This window comes from Paenibacillus terrisolis, from assembly GCF_056171975.1.
Map to the genome: position 1 here is coordinate 1 of NZ_JBKFGG010000009.1, position 18,011 is coordinate 18,011.

The following is an 18,011-nucleotide window of genomic DNA, read 5'->3' on the forward strand; positions in this document are numbered from 1 at the left end:
CCGGTATTAGCTACCGTTTCCGGTAGTTATCCCAGTCTTACGGGCAGGTTGCCTACGTGTTACTCACCCGTCCGCCGCTAAGTCATCCCCGAGGGGATAACTCCGCTCGACTTGCATGTATTAGGCACGCCGCCAGCGTTCGTCCTGAGCCAGGATCAAACTCTCCATTAAAGTGTTTGTCTTGCTCATTTAGAAAAACTGACGAGAAATAAATTTCTCATTTTAATACTCACTCGTTGTTCAGTTTTCAAAGATCAACTTCGCTTTTCTTCGTCGCTGCGTTTCAGCGGCGACTTAAATAATATATCATATTGAGAATCAGATAGCAAGCACTTTTTTGAAGCTATTTTCTCGAAAGCAGCAAGCCATCTTCCCCTGTCAGTTTTTCAACTTTTGGGGAAATTTAATATATCACACTTTTCGAGCTTACTCAAGCGATCTAGTTATGAAATTTGTCGATTAATCCCGCCAATTTAAAAGAAAAGAACGAGGGAGAAAGAACCCCTCGTTCCAATCAAAAGATTAATCATTAATCCATGGATTGCGGCGTCCTTTACTTGCGTAATTTTCGGAAGCCTGACGCGCTTGCTTTTTTCCGTTCTTTTTAGTGACTGGACTTCCGGATATTTTTACGCTTTTAGCAGATTTGGAAGATGGTTTGGACTTAATACGATTCTTTTGTTCTTGTTGTTCCAGGGCAGCTGCTTCGGATAATTCGGCAGTTTCGGCTTCCCGGCCATCCTTCAAAAATTCCGGTCCGACATAGCTTGGATTGGGCATTGAAGGGTAGTATGGCGATTGGGATATCGGGCTAACATTGGTGGGCGAGCCCGGCGCAGTCGAATATGGACTTACCGGATTGTAGGACGGCATGCCGCTTACCGGATAAACATAAGGTCCATAGCAAGGGTATGATGCACCACCTAATGGATTCCAATCGTTGCCGGGTGCGTAAGAGGCCGGGCTGTATTGCTCAGGCGAAACATACTGCGGATTAGGAAGTGGCGAGGACGATATTCCGGGATACTCCCCCATCGGAGCCTCTTGACCCATAACCATTGACGTTTGAGGCATTTGCGGCAGATCGTAGTATGAAGAAACGGGCATCGCCGGCGTTTGATATTGATAGAACAAATGGCTGCTGTCCGGCTGTTGGTACGAGTAAGGCGAAGCGCCCGAGCACCCGCATGGCGATTGTGGGTACACAGAGGACGGCATAACCATTTGAGGCTGCTCCGAGTTGTAATATTGCGGCGAATACATGCTTGGATATTCCGTTTGCGGCATATACGGCATTTCCCCATATGATGCGGGCGAAATACCGGTAGGGCCGTAACCCGTTGGACCATAACCTGCAGGGCTGTAGCTCGTCGGTCCGTAAGGCCACTCTTCACCTTTCATCGGCTCGCCCTTTAATGACTCGCCTTTTAAGGCTTCGCCCTTCATTGGTTCGTAATTGATCGGCTCGTATTTGACCGGTTCGTACTTCATTGGCTCATACTTAATCGGTTCATACTTCGGAGGTTCGTATTTAATCGGTTCATACTTCGGAGGTTCGTATTTAATCGGTTCATAATGGATCGGTTCAATTTTCGTTTCGTATTGATACTGTTCGACTTCAATTTTCACCTCAACCGGCGTCGGTTTAGGCGGTTCCACCTTAACGGGCTCTTGTTTCACCGGAGCCGGTGCGGGTACATTGATAGGCTGCGTTGGCTTGGGAGCTGTTTCGGCTTTGGGGGCCGTATTCTTCTTGCCCGGAGCATTAGGAATGTTCGACATTCCTCCGTGTCCTGGATTTTGAGGAGACATTCCGCCTGATCCGGAAGGAATGTTGACCACATCTCCGATCTTCAATTGATTGGGATCACTAAACTGCGGATTGGCGGAGATTAACGTCTGCAAAGGAAGACCCCATGCCTTGGCCAGCTTCCAGAGCGTATCGCCTTGCTTCACAACATGATTATAAGTATTTCCACCACCACTGCTACCACCGCTACCACTATTGCTACTGCCACCAGTGCCACTGCCGCTGCCGCCGCCGATTTGAACGGCTTCGACTGGAATTTTCACCTTATCCCCAATGGCAAGAACGTCGGGATTGGCGATTTGCGGGTTTGCTTCAATCAATTTCTGCAGAGGCACATTATACTTTTTTGACAATTCAAACAAAGTATCGCCTTTTCTCACAATATGGATTTTCACGCGTCAAAGACCTCCTAGGTTTCTTCTCCGGTACGTTACACATTCGCCCGGGGCCCATTTAATACATCCTATGCAGGCGCCCGGTTTTTGACATCCCTGAAAATAAAAAATCCTACCCCTCCTCTGATTAAGAGGCGGAAGTAGGAAAGGAATTTCAGGTCAGCTAGCGGACATTACCAGACTTTCAGGCCGTCTTTGTCTACGATGGCGCGGAATTCTTCCAGCAAATTCAAGGTGATCGGACCGGCATGTCCCTCGCCGATAATCCGGCCGTCGGCTTCGCGGACCGCGATAACTTCAGCCGCTGTACCGGTCAGGAACACTTCGTCTGCAACATAAATATCGTGCATGGTGAATGGCTCTTCCTTGATTTTATAACCCTTTTTGTTGCAGATTTCGATGATCGCCTGCCGGGTAATTCCGTCTAATGCTCCGAGATAGCAAGGCGGCGTTGTGATAACCCCGTTTTTGATAATGAAAATATTGTCACCCGATCCCTCGGTCACATAACCTTGGGCGTTCAGCATAATCGCTTCACCCGCGCCGGAGAGATTGGACTGGATTTTCACCAAAATGTTATTCAAATAGTTCAGCGATTTGATTTTCGGATTCAGCGCATCCGGAATGTTGCGTCTGGTGGAGACGGATACCGTTTTGAGGCCCGTTTTGTAGGCTTCCTCCGAATAGATCGCAAGTTGTTCCACAATAATGACGATCGAAGCTTTAGGGCAGCGGTTCGGATCCAAGCCAAGGTTGCCCATTCCCCGGGAAACGACAAGACGGATATAACCGTTGCGCAGTTCGTTGCGGCGCAGTGTTTCGACAAGGGCGTCTTCCATTTCCTGATAGGTCAGCGGAATGTCGAGCATGATGGATTTGGCCGAATCATAGAGCCGGTCCAAGTGCTCTTTGCATTTAAAAATATTGCCGTTATAAATACGGATTCCTTCAAAAATCCCGTCACCGTATAAAAAACCGTGGTCGTATACCGAAACCTTTGCATTTTCTTTTGTCACGAACTGCCCGTCCAGGTAAATCACTTGCTCTGCCACTCTTACTGCACCTCCGATTTTTGTACCTCAAAAGAATAACTGGGATAGCTTCCTAAAATGCGCATCTGGCATCCGAGCGCCTCAATTTCCTCGATAGCCGAGGGAAGCAGTACGGAACCCATATCCGCGAGTACATCCATAACAAAATAATAATTCCCCAGGCGTTTCTTGGTCGGCCGCGATTCGATGCGAGACAAATTCAGTTTGCGCCAAGCAAACGCGGACAATACTTGATGAAGCGCGCCCGGAAAATCATCCGGCAAGGTGATAAGGAGACTCGTCTTAGGGTGAGAGTTCCCCGCCGGAAATTCCAGCGGCTTAGGCCCGATCAGAACGAACCGGGTGTAATTGTTGTCATGATCGGTAACTTTGCTCGCAAGAATGTCCAATCCATGCCTTACCGCTCCCAGCGCGGTTCCCACGGCCGTCCAGCCTTTGCCCGGATGCTGCTGAACAATCTCGATCGCTTCCGAAGTGCTTCCGACATGCTCCAGCTCCGCGTTTGGCATCCGCGAACGAATGAACTGCAAACATTGGGCCATCGCGACCGGGTGAGACATGACCTTGGTTACTTTAGAGTAGTCCACCGCTCCCGAAGGAGCCGCCAGTTCATTGAACCGTCCGATCAAGTTCTGAATGGAAGGGTATACCCATTCCACCTGCATTGGAATATCCACCTCGTGAACCAGCCAATCCATATGCAGGCTCACCGAACCTTCAATCGTGTTCTCCATCGGAATAACGCTGTAATCGCTTTTGCCGCTTGCCGTCGCCAGAAAGACGTCGGAAATTTGCTTAAAATGAAGCAGTTCTACCGGCTCATCGCCGAATAGATGCAGCGCCGCTTCATGGGATACCGTTCCTTCAGGCAACAATGCTATCCGTTTCATGCCGAGACTTCCCCTTTGATGATATCCAATAATGAACCTTCCTTCTCCATAGTAAGCTCCATGACCCCAAATGTGCAAGGTTTGAGCCGCATTGTCCGTGCATGGATCCCCTGTTCGCCTAAGACGCCCAGCAGAAACTTCTCCAAATCAGAGAAAGATGATCTCCTCCGGTCGACCAAGGCAAGCAGCGTCGGACCCGCTCCGCTAAGCGCAGCCCCTAATGCGCCATGGTTGGTTGCCTCCTCCAAAATCCGGGCCATTCCGGGAACCAGCGCCGCCCGGTAAGGCTGATGGAGCCGATCGCGCATCGCCGCTTGGATCAAGTCCAGCCGTCCCGCGGCAAAAGCCGCAGTTAGCAGCGAAGTCCGGCTGACGTTATAGATGGCGTCACCCAAGCTTACGCTGGCCGGAAGCGCCTGGCGCGCTTTCGACGTAGACAATTGAAAATCCGGAATGGCGACAAGCACGTCCAAATCGGCCGGTGGTTCGATACGCAGAACATCGGCGTGGGTTCCGTCCCATACGGCAGTAACGATACCGCCAAAAAGCGAAGCGCCTACATTGTCGGGATGATCCTCCAGTGCGGTTGCCATATCGAACAGCTTTGCTTGATCCAAAGGCGATCCGATCAGCAGGTTGGCGGCGAACAGCGCTCCGACGATTGCCGAAGCGCTGCTCCCAAGCCCGCGGGTAAGCGGAATATCCGAATACATCGAAAGTTCCAATTCAGGAACAGTAACGCCTGCCTCGGCAAAAACCGATTGGGCTGCTTTATAGATCAGGTTGGTTTTGTCTTGAGGCAATCCCGTCATTTCATTTCCGTAAAAATGAAAAACCGTCGTTTCCGCGGGTTTCATTTCAAGATAGGCGTAAAGGGAAAGCGCCATCCCCAGCGTGTCGAAGCCAGGGCCCAAATTTGCCGTACTGGCCGGCACCTTCACTCGCACCCCTTCTCTGCGAATCATGCCTGTGCTCCCTGAAGCTTGGCGATTGCCGCCAACACGGCTTCTTCCGTATCCTGCACGACGAGAGGCTCTCCGCCCACGCTTTTGATCGCGATGTTCGGATCTTTCAGACCGTGGCCGGTCAATACGCAAACTACCGTCTCGCCGCCTTTAAAATAGCCTTCCCGTTTCAGCTTGTATACGCCGGCAATGGAAGCAGCCGAAGCCGGCTCGGCGAAAATCCCTTCGCGGGAAGCGATCGTGCGGTAAGCGGCCAAAATTTCTTCGTCGGTCACATAATTGATTTGTCCGCCCGATTCTTCGGCCGCGGCAACCGCCGTTTTCCAGCTTGCCGGGTTTCCGATGCGAATTGCTGTCGCAATCGTTTCCGGCTCAAGGATTGGCTTGCCTTTCACGATCGCCATAGCTCCTTCCGCCTCAAAGCCGACCATGCGCGGCAACGAAGATGATTTGCCGGCCGCAAAGTACTCTTTGAAGCCTTTCCAGTAAGCCGAGATATTCCCGGCATTCCCAACCGGAATCGCCAAGACGTCAGGCGCTTTACCGAGCTGGTCGCACACCTCAAAAGCCGCGGTTTTCTGGCCTTCGATCCGGTACGGGTTCACGGAATTTACCAGCGTAATCGGATGTTTGGCGGTAATGTCACGGACAATTTCAAGCGCACGGTCGAAATTGCCTTCGATAGCAATGACTTTAGCGCCATAAATCATGGCCTGAGCCAATTTTCCAAGCGCAATATTGTTATTCGGGATCAGCACGATGCAATCGATGCCCGCGCGTGCGGCATAGGCGGCGGCGGCGGCCGAGGTATTGCCCGTCGAAGCGCACATGATCGTGCGGCTCCCCTCTTCCACCGCTTTGGCAACGGCCATTACCATACCACGGTCCTTAAAGGAACCCGTAGGATTAAGTCCCTCGTATTTAAAGTAAAGATCCAGTCCCAGTTCCTCCGATAAGTTTTCGGCCCGGACCAGCGGCGTGTTACCTTCTTGCAGCGTGAGGGCCGGCGTTTTGTCGTTCACGGGCAAGTATTGTTTGTGCGTTTCCAGCAAACCTAGATATCTCATGCGATGAACCCCTTTATGTGAATTTTATTAGCCTTCAACCCGGTACACGCTTTTGATCCGATGAATAACATCAAGCGATTCAAAATGATTGAGCACCTTATCCATGCTTGCTTTGCTGGCGTTATGGGTCACGATCATGATTTCTGCCCCAGGTAGATTCGTATTCGGCGTTTGGACCACCGATTCAAGGCTGACCTCAAACTCCGCAAACACCTGCGTGATTTGAGCAAGTACCCCGGCTTTGTCGTCGACGTGGAGTAAAATAAAGTTCTTATATGCGATCTGTTCGTCGCTTTTCAGCTTCTTCGGCTTGTAAGGAACGATTGCTTTCAGGCCGTTTACGCCCAGTTTCAAATTCTTCACGACCGCGACAAGATCAGCCACGACGGACGTCGCCGTAGGCAGTTCCCCGGCACCCGCTCCGTAAAACATCGTCTCGCCCACCGCTTCGCCGAACACATAAACCGCGTTGAACACCCCGTTTACCGCCGCGATCGGATGCGTCTTTTTGACCATCGTCGGCTGCACGGTAATGCTGAATTCCTCATCCTGCCGGTCGGCGATGCCCAGCAGCTTCATTTCGTAACCAAGTCTTTTGGCGTACAAAATATCCTCTTTCGATATGGAAGAAATGCCGCGGACTTGCACATCCGCAAGCTCCACATTCGCCCGGAATCCCAATGTGCTCAGGATCGCCATTTTTCTGGCCGCATCCAAGCCTTCCACGTCGGAAGTAGGATCCGCCTCGGCATACCCAAGCTGCTGCGCTTCCTCAAGCGCATCCTCATACGATGCGCCCTCCTGGCTCATTTTGCTCAAAATATAATTGGTCGTTCCATTAACGATCCCCATGATCTTCATAATCCGATCGGAAGAAAAGCCCTCAATCAGCGTGCGGATAATCGGAATGCCGCCGGCAACGCTTGCCTCATAAAAAACATCGCATTGATTTTCCATTGCTTTGGCCAGAATTTCGGAGCCATGCAGCGCCATTAAATCCTTGTTGGCCGTAACGATATGTTTCCCGCGTTCCAGCGCCTCAAGAATATAGGTCTTGGTCTGCTCAACGCCGCCCATAACCTCTACGATCACGTCGATTTCAGGGTCGCGGATCACTTCCCACGGATCCTCCGTCAATTTGCTGCGGTCCACCTCGATGTTTCTGATTTTATCCAACGTCTTAACCGCGATTTTCTCAATAAGAATCGGAGAACCGACCTGACGGCTTAAATCCTCCTGATTCCCTTCCACAATCCTGACGACGCCGGTTCCGACCGTGCCAAGACCAAGCAGACCTACTTTTACCGGTTTCACTCGCAATCCCCTCCCGTTGCCCTCATGCGCTCTATCTCTAAAATCCGCTTAACCTTGCCCGACGATTTGCGTTCTCTTTACGCCGGGAATTCCCTGCAGCATTTGCAGCATATCATCCAATTCTTCCGTCAAACGCGAGGTTTCCACGGAGATGACCACATTCGCTTTCCCCTGCAGCGGGATGCTCTGATTGATCGTCAGGACATTTCCTCCCGAACCGGCAATCAGCGCAAGCACCTTGGAAAGAATGCCCGACCGATGCTCAAGATCAAAGGAAACGGTCACGATGCTCTCACGTTCAATCTGGTTAAGGAGGTGAATTCCATCCTTATATTTATAAAAAGCGCTGCGGCTTAATCCAACCTGCATCACGGCTTCATGAACCGTCTTCGCATCTCCGGCGGCAAGCAGTTGTTTCACTTGCAGCGTCTTCACTACGGCTTCCGGCAAAATGTCCTCTCGGACCAAATAATAACGTTCCTTCACAAACGTCCTCTCCTTAGAGACTATTGTATTCATATAGTGGACATTATAACGAATAAAAAAGGTTCCGGCAATCCCTTTCGGCACAAATCGGCGCGGAATTTTTTATGAACATTGCTATGTAAAACAAAGAAAAGCACCAAACGGTGCTCTTCTTCAACTCAATAATAGTAACTGCTGCCCTCTACGAATTCGAACTCGAAATCGCCGATCCGGACGATGGTGCCGTCTTTGGCCCCGCGGTTCCGCAGCTCCTCGTCCACACCCATATGTCTGAGCGTTCTGGCGAGCTTCAAAATCGCATCATGCGAATTCAGCTGCATCCGTTTCATCATCCGCTCGATTTTCGCGCTTTCCACCACGAACATTTCGTTCTCCCGCGTGATCGTAAAGCTGTCATCCTCCGCCTTATCCAGCTTGTATATCTTGCGCTCGCTGAGCTCGGTGACTTCTTCAATTGCAGGGGCCTCCGGAATTTGATCCAGCATATCCGCCGCGCGGTACATTAATTCCTGCACGCCTTGGCGCGTCAGAGAAGAAATCGGCATGATTTCCACATCGTCCCGGACGGCCTTGACCTGCTCGCGGAATTTCTCCAAATTGTCCGCGGAGTCCGGCATATCCATTTTGTTGGCGGCAATGATTTGCGGACGATTCTCCAAATCGACGTTATATTGGCGGAGCTCTTCATTGATCTTCATCCAATCGTCAAACGGATCGCGGCCTTCCGAACCGGCCATATCCACGACATGGATTATCAGCCGCGTCCGCTCCACATGACGCAAAAATTCATGCCCGAGTCCGACCCCTTCGTGAGCGCCTTCGATCAGTCCAGGCAAATCGGCCATAACGAAGCTTCTGCCCTCATCAACGTCAACTACGCCAAGATTCGGTGTAATCGTCGTAAAATGATAGGCGCCGATTTTAGGCTGCGCGGCGGATACCACCGATAGGAGCGTTGATTTCCCCACGCTTGGGAAACCAACGAGCCCCACATCCGCCATCACTTTCAGTTCCAGCACGATCCAGCGCTCTTCGCCTTCTTCCCCGTGTTCCGCCAGCTCCGGAGCCGTGTTGTTCGATGTGACGAAGCGGGTATTGCCGCGTCCCCCACGTCCTCCGCGGGCGACGACGATCTGCTGGCCGTGCCGCGTCAAATCGGCGAGCACTTCCTGCGTGTCGTCATCGATGATGACCGTGCCCGGAGGAATCCGCACAACCATGCTCTCGGCATTGGCGCCGTGCTGGCTTTTGTTGCGTCCCTTCACGCCGCGCTCAGCCTTGAAATGCCGCTGGTAGCGGAAATCCATCAACGTCCGCAGACCTTCGTCCACACGAAAAATGACGTCGCCGCCCCTGCCGCCGTCGCCGCCGGCCGGTCCGCCTTCCGGCACGTATTTTTCCCGGCGAAAAGCAACGATACCGTCACCGCCGTCGCCGCCCTTGACATAAATCTTAGCTTTATCTACAAACATTCATTCACCTCATTTAAATTTCGCAATGCATCCTCAGCCAATAAGAAGACGACTTCGAATCGACCTGTTCGGCGCGCACCTTTTTGCCCGATATCCATTCTTCAATGTGTTGCTTCAGGCTCTCCGCGTTCCCCGGCGAGTTCAGTTGATCGAAACGGATCAGCACCTCATTGTTCTCCGTGGTTATCGATATTTTGAGCTGCAGGATTTCACCCCATGATGACCGGCCGGTAAACTGATAGACCCTCACTGTCTCGATAATCGCTTCGGTCAGTTCTTCCGCGTCTTCCGCAGACAGCAGCTTACCCAGCTGCAGGTCGTCTTCAATCTCGATCTCAAGTTGAACCGAACGGTTAACCTCGCGGAACGATTGCAGATAGAAGATCAGAGACGGAATTCCGAGTCTGGAGATTTTGCTCTCTGCAGCCATTCGTCCTTTTATTCTTTCCACGCAGTCGGCCAGTTTATCAATTTTGCCGAGCTTAATATACCCGTACAATATTTGCAAATCGTTCATCCAGTCATGGCGATGATGACCAAGCGTCGCCGTAGCCGTTCGCTGGATAGATTCCAGCAAATGCTTCCGCTCCTCCGCCGCCTGTTTTCCGGTATGCCGTATGTACCACCAGAAAATAGCCAGCAAACATAATCCCAATATAACATGCCCGATCGGCGATTGGGCGAAATAAATAAGGACCAGACACGCAATTATCAACAGCAGAACAATGGCCGGCGCCGTGAACCGATGTTTCATGAGTTTCCCCGTTCCTCTAACAGATTGGGTGCGATTTCCACCCTGACATCAATACCCAGTATATCATAACCTCGTCCTAATATCGCTACAACAATCCGCCTAATGCTAAAATAACCCCACACAAAGTGGGGCTGTGCTCTGAAGCCTATTCAGGCGCTTGTGGAACCCCAGGGACTTCTTTCTCACAAAAAAGCCCCGGCACCAAAAGTGCCAGGGACTTTTATAAGCATCCTAAGAACCAATCAGCTCTTAAGCTTCGACTGTTGCCGCTACAGGAGCGGTTTCCACAGGGTAGACGCTCACTTTTTTACGATCGCGACCCCAACGTTCGAATTTTACAACGCCGTCAACTTTCGCGAACAGCGTATCGTCCGAACCGATGCCTACGTTCGTTCCCGGGTGGATTTTCGTTCCGCGTTGGCGAACGAGAATGCTTCCGCCCGTAACGGTTTGTCCGTCAGCACGTTTAACGCCAAGGCGTTTCGCGATGCTGTCGCGTCCGTTCTTTGTGGAGCCTACGCCCTTTTTCGAAGCGAATAACTGGAGATCCAATTTCAACATAGTAGTCTACCTCCTTCTTCAAATATTAACGTTCTGTATCTGAATATACTCGTCGTACGTTTCTTCGATAGTCTCCAACATAACGACTAAGGAAGCAAGCAGCAACTGAGCCTTATCAAACGCCTCCGGCTGAACCTCAAGCGGAAGACTCGCGCTCAAGAACCCATCCTTCATCCTTGAATTCATCACAATTCCCGCAAGCGATTCAATGGAATTCACCGCACCTACGGTAACGGCGGAAACCCCGGCACACACGATATCTTCGCCGCGATCGGCAAAACCCGCATGACCTTCTACTTTGAATCCCTCGATGTCGTTATTTTCCCTGCGCAAAACGGAAACGATAATCACTTACCGCACCTTCTTACGCTTGGATTTTCTCGATAGTCACTTTAGTGTAAGGTTGACGATGACCTTGCTTCTTGTGGTAGTTTTTCTTCGGTTTGTATTTGTATACGATCACTTTTTGGCCTTTGCCGTGTTTTTCGACTTTCGCCGTTACACTTGCGCCGGATACCAATGGAGCTCCCGTCACCAATCCTTCACCTTTAGAAACTGCCAATACACGGTCGAACGTCACGCTTGCGCCGTCTTCTGCGTTCAATTTTTCGATGTACAGAACATCGCCTTCTTGAACACGGTATTGTTTACCGCCGGTTTCAATAATTGCGTACATTTGCTTGCACCTCCTCATGTCTCAGACTCGCCTGATTCAGGTGCACCCTGCAAAAAGAGGATGTCTTTCGAACCCGATCGGAGCGGTTACAGCATGTGCACAAGCTCACTCATGACACATACTCAAATATAATATCATGGGGCACACGGAATATCAATTTATTTTTAACGGAGTTAAGCTCCGCAGGTTTTAAATTCAAAAGTCACGGACGAGAGTTCCAGACTACATTTTCCTCGCGAATTCTTTTACGGGTCATTTCCAACAGCCCGAGCTTGGTCCAGCCCAAAATATGATGCTGCGTCCGGTCGCCGTACATGGATTGCTCCAGCTTGTCGCATACCGCATCACGGTGTTCGTCGCTCTCCATATCGATAAAATCGACGATAATGATCCCCCCGGTGTCCCGAAGCCGGATAAGCCGCGCCATTTCCTGTGCCGCTTCCAAATTGGTCCGGAAAACGGTATCCTCGAGATTTTCGCCCCCGGTAAATTTCCCGGTATTGACGTCGATCACGGTCAGCGCTTCCGTCGTGTCCCAAACCAGGTAACCGCCGCCGGGAAGCCATACCTTTCTTTGAAAATCCCGATCCAGCTGAGGTTTCACATCATAGTGCTCAAAAAGCGCAGCGGTCCCGTTATAAACAACGATCCGCGGGGATTCGCCCGGCAGCATTGCCTGCAGAAAAGCCAACGCTTCCTGCGCCTGATCCGAACAATCCATAATCAGCTCGTCCGTCTCCGGACTGTATACATCCCGCATCAATCTTTGAACCATGCTGAGGTCCTGATGCAAAAGAGCAGGCGCCTGAGCCTTTTTTGACTTGTCCAAAATGGAGTTCCACTGTCCGCGAAGCTGAGACAAGTCCTCGGCAATCGCCTCCGGCTCTTCGTACTCGGCGATCGTACGCAAAATAAGCCCTTCCGCTTCGGTGCGAATCTCTTCGCCAATGGATCTTAGCCGCTGCTTTTCTTCTTCCTTGCCGATTTTCTTGGATACGGCGACATATCCCGCCGTAGGCATGTATACAATCCACCGCCCAGGCAGTGAATAATGCGTCGTCACTCTCGCCCCTTTATTTCCGATTGCCTCCTTGATCACCTGCACAACCATCTCATGACCAGGCCTCAGCAGCTCGGTAATGGACGGCTTTTGCTTCGGCTGCTTGTCGAGATGCGGACGCAGCACGTCATCGATATAAAGGAATGCGTTTTTCTTCTGTCCGATATCCACAAAAGCCGCCTGCATGCCGGGAATGACATTCACGACTTTTCCTTTTATAAAACTGCCAACCAGTCCCCTATTCTGAGAACGCTCCGCCGCATACTCTACCAGTCTGCCGTTTTCCAGAAGCGCCATCTCGGTAGAGCCGGGCTCGCAGTGAACAATCATTCTTTTCATGATCTCACCCTTCGTCTACGTTCTAACAGAAACATTGTCCCATTTATTATACCATGACTTCCCCTTTTAGGCTTCGGGCCCCCCTTTTAAGTAAGAGGTGATCACCCTCTGTTCCGGCACAACGGCAACGATATTCCCTTGATGATTCATTACATATATAAAATGGTATTTTTCCCGTTTAAACAGACGTAAGATATGGTCCAAAGGTTTCGACTTGTCCGCGATTATCGGTTGAGCCAGACTCCCGTGCAAAAGATGCCTGGAAAAACTCCGGTCCCGGCTCATCAGAAAACGCAAAAAACGATATGGAATGTTGCGGTAATCCGCAAAATTGGAGTACAAAAGGAAGATGCCGATCATCAGCAGATTCAGCTGCATACCCCCTTGTCCCCCAAGAAAAGGCATGACCGCATAAAGGATAACCAGTAGGCTGAACAATAAGCTGACTCTAAGCGACCAGATGAGCGCAGCATGATAAGGAAGGGCGAAGCTGTAGACGGCTTGGCAGACTTTTCCGCCGTCCAGAGGCAGAATCGGCAGCAGGTTAAACAAAGCGATAAGCAGGTTGCTCTGCACAAAATAAAGCAGAAACGGCCCGTCCCAAATCCCGGCGGCATGTACAAGCCAGCTCGCGCCGATCAGCAGTAAATTTTGCATAGGGCCTGCCAAAGCAATGGCGATCTCTTTCCAACCCGTCAAATAGCCGGTATCGTCCATCACGGCCACACCGCCAAAAGGAAGCAGCTGCACCGACAGAACGGTAACTCCAAAGATCCTCGCCGCCGCAATATGTCCAAGCTCATGAATAAAGACGATCACAAACAGCGCAAGCAGTTCCAGAAAATGCCCCGTCAAAACCGAGGCTAGCATAATGATGACGAACAGGGGATGAAACGAAATCGTGATGCCGCCCCATTTAATCAAAAGGTATCACATCCGCAGGATCAATATATTGGTCGTTCTTTTTCAAGGCAAAATATAGCGTGGTCAGCGGCGGTTCCGACACCGGAGCAAGCGTGCCCACAGGATCGCCGCCTTCCAGCCAATCACCTTTCTCGACGGAAACCTGATCCAAGTGGCCATAGATCGACACATACCCGCCGGCATGCTGAACAGTCACCGTCCGGCCCGTCAACGCATCCTGAGTTACGGTTAGGACCCGCCCGGTCTCCACGCTTTTTACCAGTGATCCTTGACCCGCTTCATCATTCGGGATAATCTCCACCCCCTTCAAGCTGAGAGCAAAGGAACCGGCAAGCGTCCCGCCGAGCGGAGCGGTAAATGCCCCCGAGGCGCCGACCTTAATTCCTTTTTCATCTCGATGCTTAAAGATCGGTATAAATGAAGGGGCGCCGCCGAAATTACGTTCGTACCAAGCTTGGGCAGCCCCAAAATCCATCTCCTCGGTCAGCGACTGGGCGACAAAAGCGCGAAAGGGCAGCGACCAGGAAGGCTGGTACCGCTCCATGCCCCAAATCCCGGCAAACAGTATGCCGGAGATCACGAGACGAACCAGCAATGCCCTCATAAAAGGGTGCCGCTTGCCGCCCTCTATATCATCCCCGCCCGTCCCCGAGCTAAAACGGCTTCCCGTTTCTTCCCACCGTCCCTGACCCATTTTCCACAGCAGTTCGGGATCCGGCTCCTCTCCGTTTGAGACAATCGGAGCTTTCGCCGGGACCGCATACCTAATATTACGTGCTACCGACTGGCCCGCTTGTCCCTTCCTATGCTCCGGGGGGATCGTTCCAACGGCATCCTCCATCGTCAGTTGCCGGATACGTTCTTCCCTCCGCTTCTTCACGTTTGACTTCACGCTCATTATTCTCATCCCCCGGTCAACTTGTTCTCATATAAAGAAAGTCTTCAACTACGAAATGTTTCCTAAACCTTAGTCCGGCCGTCCTATCCCGCACCGTGTTGTACTTATACATATGAACAGCTTGGCCGGAATATGAACAAGCTTAGAGGTTAGTGAAGGAGGAACTACCCGTGCCTTTTGCTCATCCAATCGTTGATATTGCCGGATTATCTCATTTAACGAGTAGAGGAGAATAACCCACCCGGGGCATAGCGACCACTAATGTTCCGACACAGCACCATGTTGCATAATACGCATCATTTTTGACGGTAATGGGCCGCTGCATCCTGTTTTGTTGCAGAAAGTGCAACATTCAGCACGGGATGGCAGCCAAAAGGTGGCATTAGGCTTAAATTTGCTGCACTTAGTACAACATTTCATGCGTTTCCCCGGATTATGGCTCAAAATGATGTATGAAATACAATATTGACGGTCGCCTTTGCCGCCGGATGGTCCCCTCTAAAGAATCTGCTTAATCCAAACCATCCGGCGGCAACAGCGATCGCAGGCCCAAGCTTTCTCGCAGGTACAAATAAGCACCACATATAGTTGTTCTTCAAAAGGAACTACGTCCCACCCGCCTCTTTAGGCAGCAAAAAACCGGCGCCAGAGCACCGGTTGCTTTATTCCACCTTATACTTTTCCTGATGCAGCATAATACTAAACGCAAGCCCAATACAGAGCATGTTGATCAGCAGCGAAGTACCCCCGTAGCTGATAAACGGGAGTGTGATTCCGGTAATCGGCATCAAGCCAATCATCATCCCCACGTTCTCAAAAATCTGAAACAGGAACATGGCGACGATACCGACGATCATATACGCGCCCCGTTTGTCGATACAGTGCAGAGCAATAAGGATCATCCTATAGATAAACAAGAAGTAGACCAGCAACAGCACCGAAGCCCCGAGAAAGCCGAACTCCTCCCCAACCACGACAAAGATTGAATCTGAATATGGATAAGGAACAAACTTTTTGTTTTTCAGCTCGCCTTTCATATATCCGTCGCCAAGCAGTCCGCCGGACCCGATCGCGATTTTGGCATAGTTGGACTGGTGTTTGTCATCGCTCGAGGCTTGATCCGGATTAATAAACGTATTGATCCGCTGATACCAATGCAGCTTCTCATGCTTCTCCATGTAATCGTGAATCTGCTGATTATATGCGGTAAAAAGCGTGACAAACAAAATGAGCGCCGCAACAATCGCCGTGAGAGCAATCAAAACGTGGCTGTATTTGGCGTTGCCGATCCACAGCATGGCGACAAGCACGACAAGATAAATAATGGCGTTCCCGAGATCGGGCTGAATCAGTACAAGCAGGAAAGGCAGGAGCGTGACGAGCGAGATCGGGACAATATCGCGCCGAAACCGCAGGTTTTGTCCTTCCCTCTGCCCCAGCAAATAAGCGGTAGTTAAAATCAAAATGACTTTGACCAACTCGGCCGGCTGAAATTGCAAGCCGCCCGGAAGCTTGAACCAGCTGCGGGCCCCGTTGATTTCCGGAGCAAAGAGATAGACCAGCACAAGCAGCACGCAACCAGCAGCGTATGCATACCAGCTATAACGCAAAAGGGTACGGTAATCCACCAGCGCCAGACCGAAAACAACAATAAAGCCGGCGATATAAAAGAAGACGGTCTTTAGATCGTATCCTTGGAACTCGCCTTGATAAGGAGCGATCGCACTGCGAACCAGCAGGGTGCTGAACAGCATGAAAACCGCCAGGATCCCCACCATAATCCAATCCATTTTCTTAATTTTAAAAAACAATGAAGATCAACCCATTCCGAAAAACTTCTTGAAGCGCGTAAATACACCCTTTTTCTGATCCAGCAGCATCAGCGGCACGGTATCGCCTAAAATGCGGCGTGCAATGTTGCGATAGGCAATGGCTGCCGAAGAATCCGGATTCATGACGGTAGGCTCCCCGCTGTTTGCGGCTTTGATGACGAGTTCATCATCCGGAACGATTCCGATCAAGTCGATATTCAGCACTTGCAGGATTCCTTCGATATCCAGCATATCTCCGGCTTTCATCATGTTAACTTTGATCCGGTTCACGATCAATTTCGGCGAGCCGATGTGCGAGCTTTCCAGCAAGCCGATGATCCGGTCGGCATCGCGAACGGCCGCATGCTCCGGGGTTGTTACGACAATGGCCTGATCGGCCCCGGCAATCGCGTTTTTGAACCCCTGCTCAATTCCGGCAGGACAATCGATAATGACGTATTCGTAATCCTTTTTAAGTTCCAGGATAATATCCTTGACTTGCTCCGGCGTAATTGCGTTTTTATCTTTCGTTTGCGCTGCGGGAAGCATGTACAGCTCATCAAAACGCTTGTCCTTGACGAGCGCTTGGTTCAGCCGGCATCGTCCTTCGGCCACATCGATTAAATCGTAGATAATCCGGTTTTCGAGCCCCATCACGACATCCAAATTGCGCAGGCCGATATCGGTATCGACCAAACACACCTTTTTGCCAAGCAGCGCCAGCGCCGTACCGATATTGGCCGAGGTCGTTGTTTTGCCGACGCCTCCCTTGCCCGACGTGACAACGATAGCTTCTCCCATCATTTACACCCCTTTAAACACGTTGAAATCCGGTCTGACCCGGGTCATATTGATGATCTTATCAATCTGCATTTTGCCATCCAGCAAGAAAGCAAACTCCATGCTGGTTTCGCGATTCCCCCATTCGTCCGGCGGCCTGCTGATCGTTTCGGCGATTCTTAGCTGCGTCGGAGCGAGATAGGAAGCCGCGATGACCGCCTTTTCATTACCGTCAACTCCCGCATGGGCCATCCCTCTTAAAGCGCCAACAATCATAATATCCCCGGTACAACTGATCGCCCCCCCGGGATTTACGTCTCCGAGGAATAACAGATTACCTTCATGGCGAAGCACTTGTCCCGAACGAACGATCCCCGCAATGGTATCGAAGCGGCCCTCCTCGTTTTCGCGGACTTTAAGCGCCGGCGTCTCGATAGAGCGGACAAGCAAATTGCCTTTTTGCTTCAATATATCAAGAATCAGCTCTTTTTGATCTTCCGTTACCAAGCGGTTTCCGAGCTTTACATCGACATGAATGATAGGTCCGGTCAAAATGTTCTGGTGGGTATGCTCTAATTTAAAACGAAGCTCCTCCAGAAGAATTGAAAAATCGCACTTGTCGTCCAGCAGGAAAACCAGGCCATCCTTCATGCCTTTAATCGTCACGTGGTTGGATTTTACTGTCATAAGCCTGTCCCTCCCTCCTATTCAATTCGCGCAAAAACTCGGAAGTTCCTGCTTGGCGCGAGGAAAAGTC

At 51.0% G+C, this 18,011-nt stretch carries 18 protein-coding genes, 1 rRNA gene and 1 other annotated feature; all 19 genes read right to left on the minus strand.

Annotation, left to right across the window (positions count from 1 at the left end; translation table 11 throughout):
• Positions 1-171 (minus strand): 16S ribosomal RNA (locus tag ACI48K_RS10740); the annotation flags it as partial.
• A gap of 351 nt (positions 172-522) precedes the next feature.
• Positions 523-2,205, minus strand: a complete 1,683-nt coding sequence (locus ACI48K_RS10745) for a LysM peptidoglycan-binding domain-containing protein (RefSeq protein WP_475027599.1) — start codon at positions 2,203-2,205, stop codon at positions 523-525.
• A gap of 173 nt (positions 2,206-2,378) precedes the next feature.
• A complete protein-coding gene (ilvE, locus tag ACI48K_RS10750) occupies positions 2,379-3,257 on the minus strand; it encodes a branched-chain-amino-acid transaminase (protein ID WP_475027600.1) in 879 nt (292 codons plus the stop codon).
• A gap of 2 nt (positions 3,258-3,259) precedes the next feature.
• On the minus strand, positions 3,260-4,147 hold the full coding sequence (gene pheA / locus ACI48K_RS10755) for a prephenate dehydratase (RefSeq protein WP_475027601.1): 888 nt from the start codon (positions 4,145-4,147) through the stop codon (positions 3,260-3,262).
• Positions 4,144-5,112, minus strand: a complete 969-nt coding sequence (thrB, locus tag ACI48K_RS10760; RefSeq protein ID WP_475027602.1) for a homoserine kinase — start codon at positions 5,110-5,112, stop codon at positions 4,144-4,146. The genes pheA and thrB overlap by 4 nt, the downstream gene beginning before the upstream one ends.
• Positions 5,109-6,179 (minus strand): threonine synthase, encoded by a 1,071-nt coding sequence (thrC, locus tag ACI48K_RS10765; RefSeq protein ID WP_475027603.1) that lies wholly within the window; start codon positions 6,177-6,179, stop codon positions 5,109-5,111. Before thrC ends, thrB begins: the two co-directional genes overlap by 4 nt.
• A 27-nt stretch (positions 6,180-6,206) precedes the next feature.
• Positions 6,207-7,493, minus strand: a complete 1,287-nt coding sequence (locus ACI48K_RS10770) for a homoserine dehydrogenase (protein ID WP_475027604.1) — start codon at positions 7,491-7,493, stop codon at positions 6,207-6,209.
• 48 nt (positions 7,494-7,541) lie between these two features.
• Positions 7,542-7,979, minus strand: coding sequence for an ACT domain-containing protein (locus ACI48K_RS10775; RefSeq protein ID WP_475027605.1), 438 nt, complete (start codon positions 7,977-7,979; stop codon positions 7,542-7,544).
• Between the two features lie 158 nt (positions 7,980-8,137).
• On the minus strand, positions 8,138-9,451 hold the full coding sequence (gene obgE, locus ACI48K_RS10780) for a GTPase ObgE (protein ID WP_475027606.1): 1,314 nt from the start codon (positions 9,449-9,451) through the stop codon (positions 8,138-8,140).
• A gap of 13 nt (positions 9,452-9,464) precedes the next feature.
• Positions 9,465-10,205, minus strand: a complete 741-nt coding sequence (locus tag ACI48K_RS10785) for a Spo0B domain-containing protein (RefSeq protein ID WP_475027607.1) — start codon at positions 10,203-10,205, stop codon at positions 9,465-9,467.
• 249 nt (positions 10,206-10,454) lie between these two features.
• On the minus strand, positions 10,455-10,766 hold the full coding sequence (rpmA, locus tag ACI48K_RS10790) for a 50S ribosomal protein L27 (RefSeq protein ID WP_475027608.1): 312 nt from the start codon (positions 10,764-10,766) through the stop codon (positions 10,455-10,457).
• A gap of 18 nt (positions 10,767-10,784) precedes the next feature.
• The gene (locus tag ACI48K_RS10795) at positions 10,785-11,117 is read right to left on the minus strand and encodes a ribosomal-processing cysteine protease Prp (RefSeq protein WP_475027609.1); all 333 of its coding nucleotides are present in this window, start codon (positions 11,115-11,117) and stop codon (positions 10,785-10,787) included.
• Positions 11,118-11,130: 13 nt separating this feature from the next.
• A complete protein-coding gene (rplU, locus tag ACI48K_RS10800; RefSeq protein WP_059040908.1) occupies positions 11,131-11,442 on the minus strand; it encodes a 50S ribosomal protein L21 in 312 nt (103 codons plus the stop codon).
• Between the two features lie 13 nt (positions 11,443-11,455).
• Positions 11,456-11,540, minus strand: a sequence feature (ribosomal protein L21 leader region).
• Between the two features lie 104 nt (positions 11,541-11,644).
• Positions 11,645-12,841 (minus strand): Rne/Rng family ribonuclease, encoded by a 1,197-nt coding sequence (locus tag ACI48K_RS10805; RefSeq protein WP_475027610.1) that lies wholly within the window; start codon positions 12,839-12,841, stop codon positions 11,645-11,647.
• A 66-nt stretch (positions 12,842-12,907) separates the two neighbouring features.
• The gene (locus ACI48K_RS10810) at positions 12,908-13,765 is read right to left on the minus strand and encodes a M50 family metallopeptidase (RefSeq protein WP_475027611.1); all 858 of its coding nucleotides are present in this window, start codon (positions 13,763-13,765) and stop codon (positions 12,908-12,910) included.
• Complete coding sequence (locus ACI48K_RS10815) at positions 13,758-14,663, minus strand: peptidoglycan DD-metalloendopeptidase family protein (RefSeq protein WP_475027612.1); 906 nt, start codon at positions 14,661-14,663, stop codon at positions 13,758-13,760. The genes ACI48K_RS10810 and ACI48K_RS10815 overlap by 8 nt, the downstream gene beginning before the upstream one ends.
• Before the next feature lie 662 nt (positions 14,664-15,325).
• Positions 15,326-16,474 carry an FtsW/RodA/SpoVE family cell cycle protein gene (locus tag ACI48K_RS10820; RefSeq protein ID WP_475027613.1) on the minus strand — a complete coding sequence of 383 codons (1,149 nt, stop codon included), beginning with the start codon at positions 16,472-16,474 and terminating at the stop codon, positions 15,326-15,328.
• Positions 16,475-16,480: 6 nt separating this feature from the next.
• Positions 16,481-17,275: a septum site-determining protein MinD gene (minD, locus tag ACI48K_RS10825; RefSeq protein WP_475027774.1), complete on the minus strand. Its 795-nt coding sequence runs from the start codon at positions 17,273-17,275 to the stop codon at positions 16,481-16,483.
• A gap of 3 nt (positions 17,276-17,278) precedes the next feature.
• Positions 17,279-17,941 (minus strand): septum site-determining protein MinC, encoded by a 663-nt coding sequence (minC, locus tag ACI48K_RS10830; protein WP_475027614.1) that lies wholly within the window; start codon positions 17,939-17,941, stop codon positions 17,279-17,281.
• Positions 17,942-18,011 lie beyond the last annotated feature (70 nt).

What these genes read in the sequence shown, in the direction of transcription:
- ACI48K_RS10785 (WP_475027607.1), bottom strand. Translation starts at nt 10,205, where the DNA reads ATGAAACATCGGTTCACGGCGCCGGCCATTGTTCTGCTGTTGATAATT.
- pheA (WP_475027601.1), bottom strand. Translation starts at nt 4,147, where the DNA reads ATGAAACGGATAGCATTGTTGCCTGAAGGAACGGTATCCCATGAAGCG.
- thrC (WP_475027603.1), bottom strand. Translation starts at nt 6,179, where the DNA reads ATGAGATATCTAGGTTTGCTGGAAACGCACAAACAATACTTGCCCGTG.
- thrB (WP_475027602.1), bottom strand. Translation starts at nt 5,112, where the DNA reads ATGATTCGCAGAGAAGGGGTGCGAGTGAAGGTGCCGGCCAGTACGGCA.
- obgE (WP_475027606.1), bottom strand. Translation starts at nt 9,451, where the DNA reads ATGTTTGTAGATAAAGCTAAGATTTATGTCAAGGGCGGCGACGGCGGT.
- rpmA (WP_475027608.1), bottom strand. Translation starts at nt 10,766, where the DNA reads ATGTTGAAATTGGATCTCCAGTTATTCGCTTCGAAAAAGGGCGTAGGC.
- minD (WP_475027774.1), bottom strand. Translation starts at nt 17,275, where the DNA reads ATGGGAGAAGCTATCGTTGTCACGTCGGGCAAGGGAGGCGTCGGCAAA.
- ACI48K_RS10805 (WP_475027610.1), bottom strand. Translation starts at nt 12,841, where the DNA reads ATGAAAAGAATGATTGTTCACTGCGAGCCCGGCTCTACCGAGATGGCG.
- minC (WP_475027614.1), bottom strand. Translation starts at nt 17,941, where the DNA reads ATGACAGTAAAATCCAACCACGTGACGATTAAAGGCATGAAGGATGGC.
- rplU (WP_059040908.1), bottom strand. Translation starts at nt 11,442, where the DNA reads ATGTACGCAATTATTGAAACCGGCGGTAAACAATACCGTGTTCAAGAA.
- ACI48K_RS10815 (WP_475027612.1), bottom strand. Translation starts at nt 14,663, where the DNA reads ATGAGCGTGAAGTCAAACGTGAAGAAGCGGAGGGAAGAACGTATCCGG.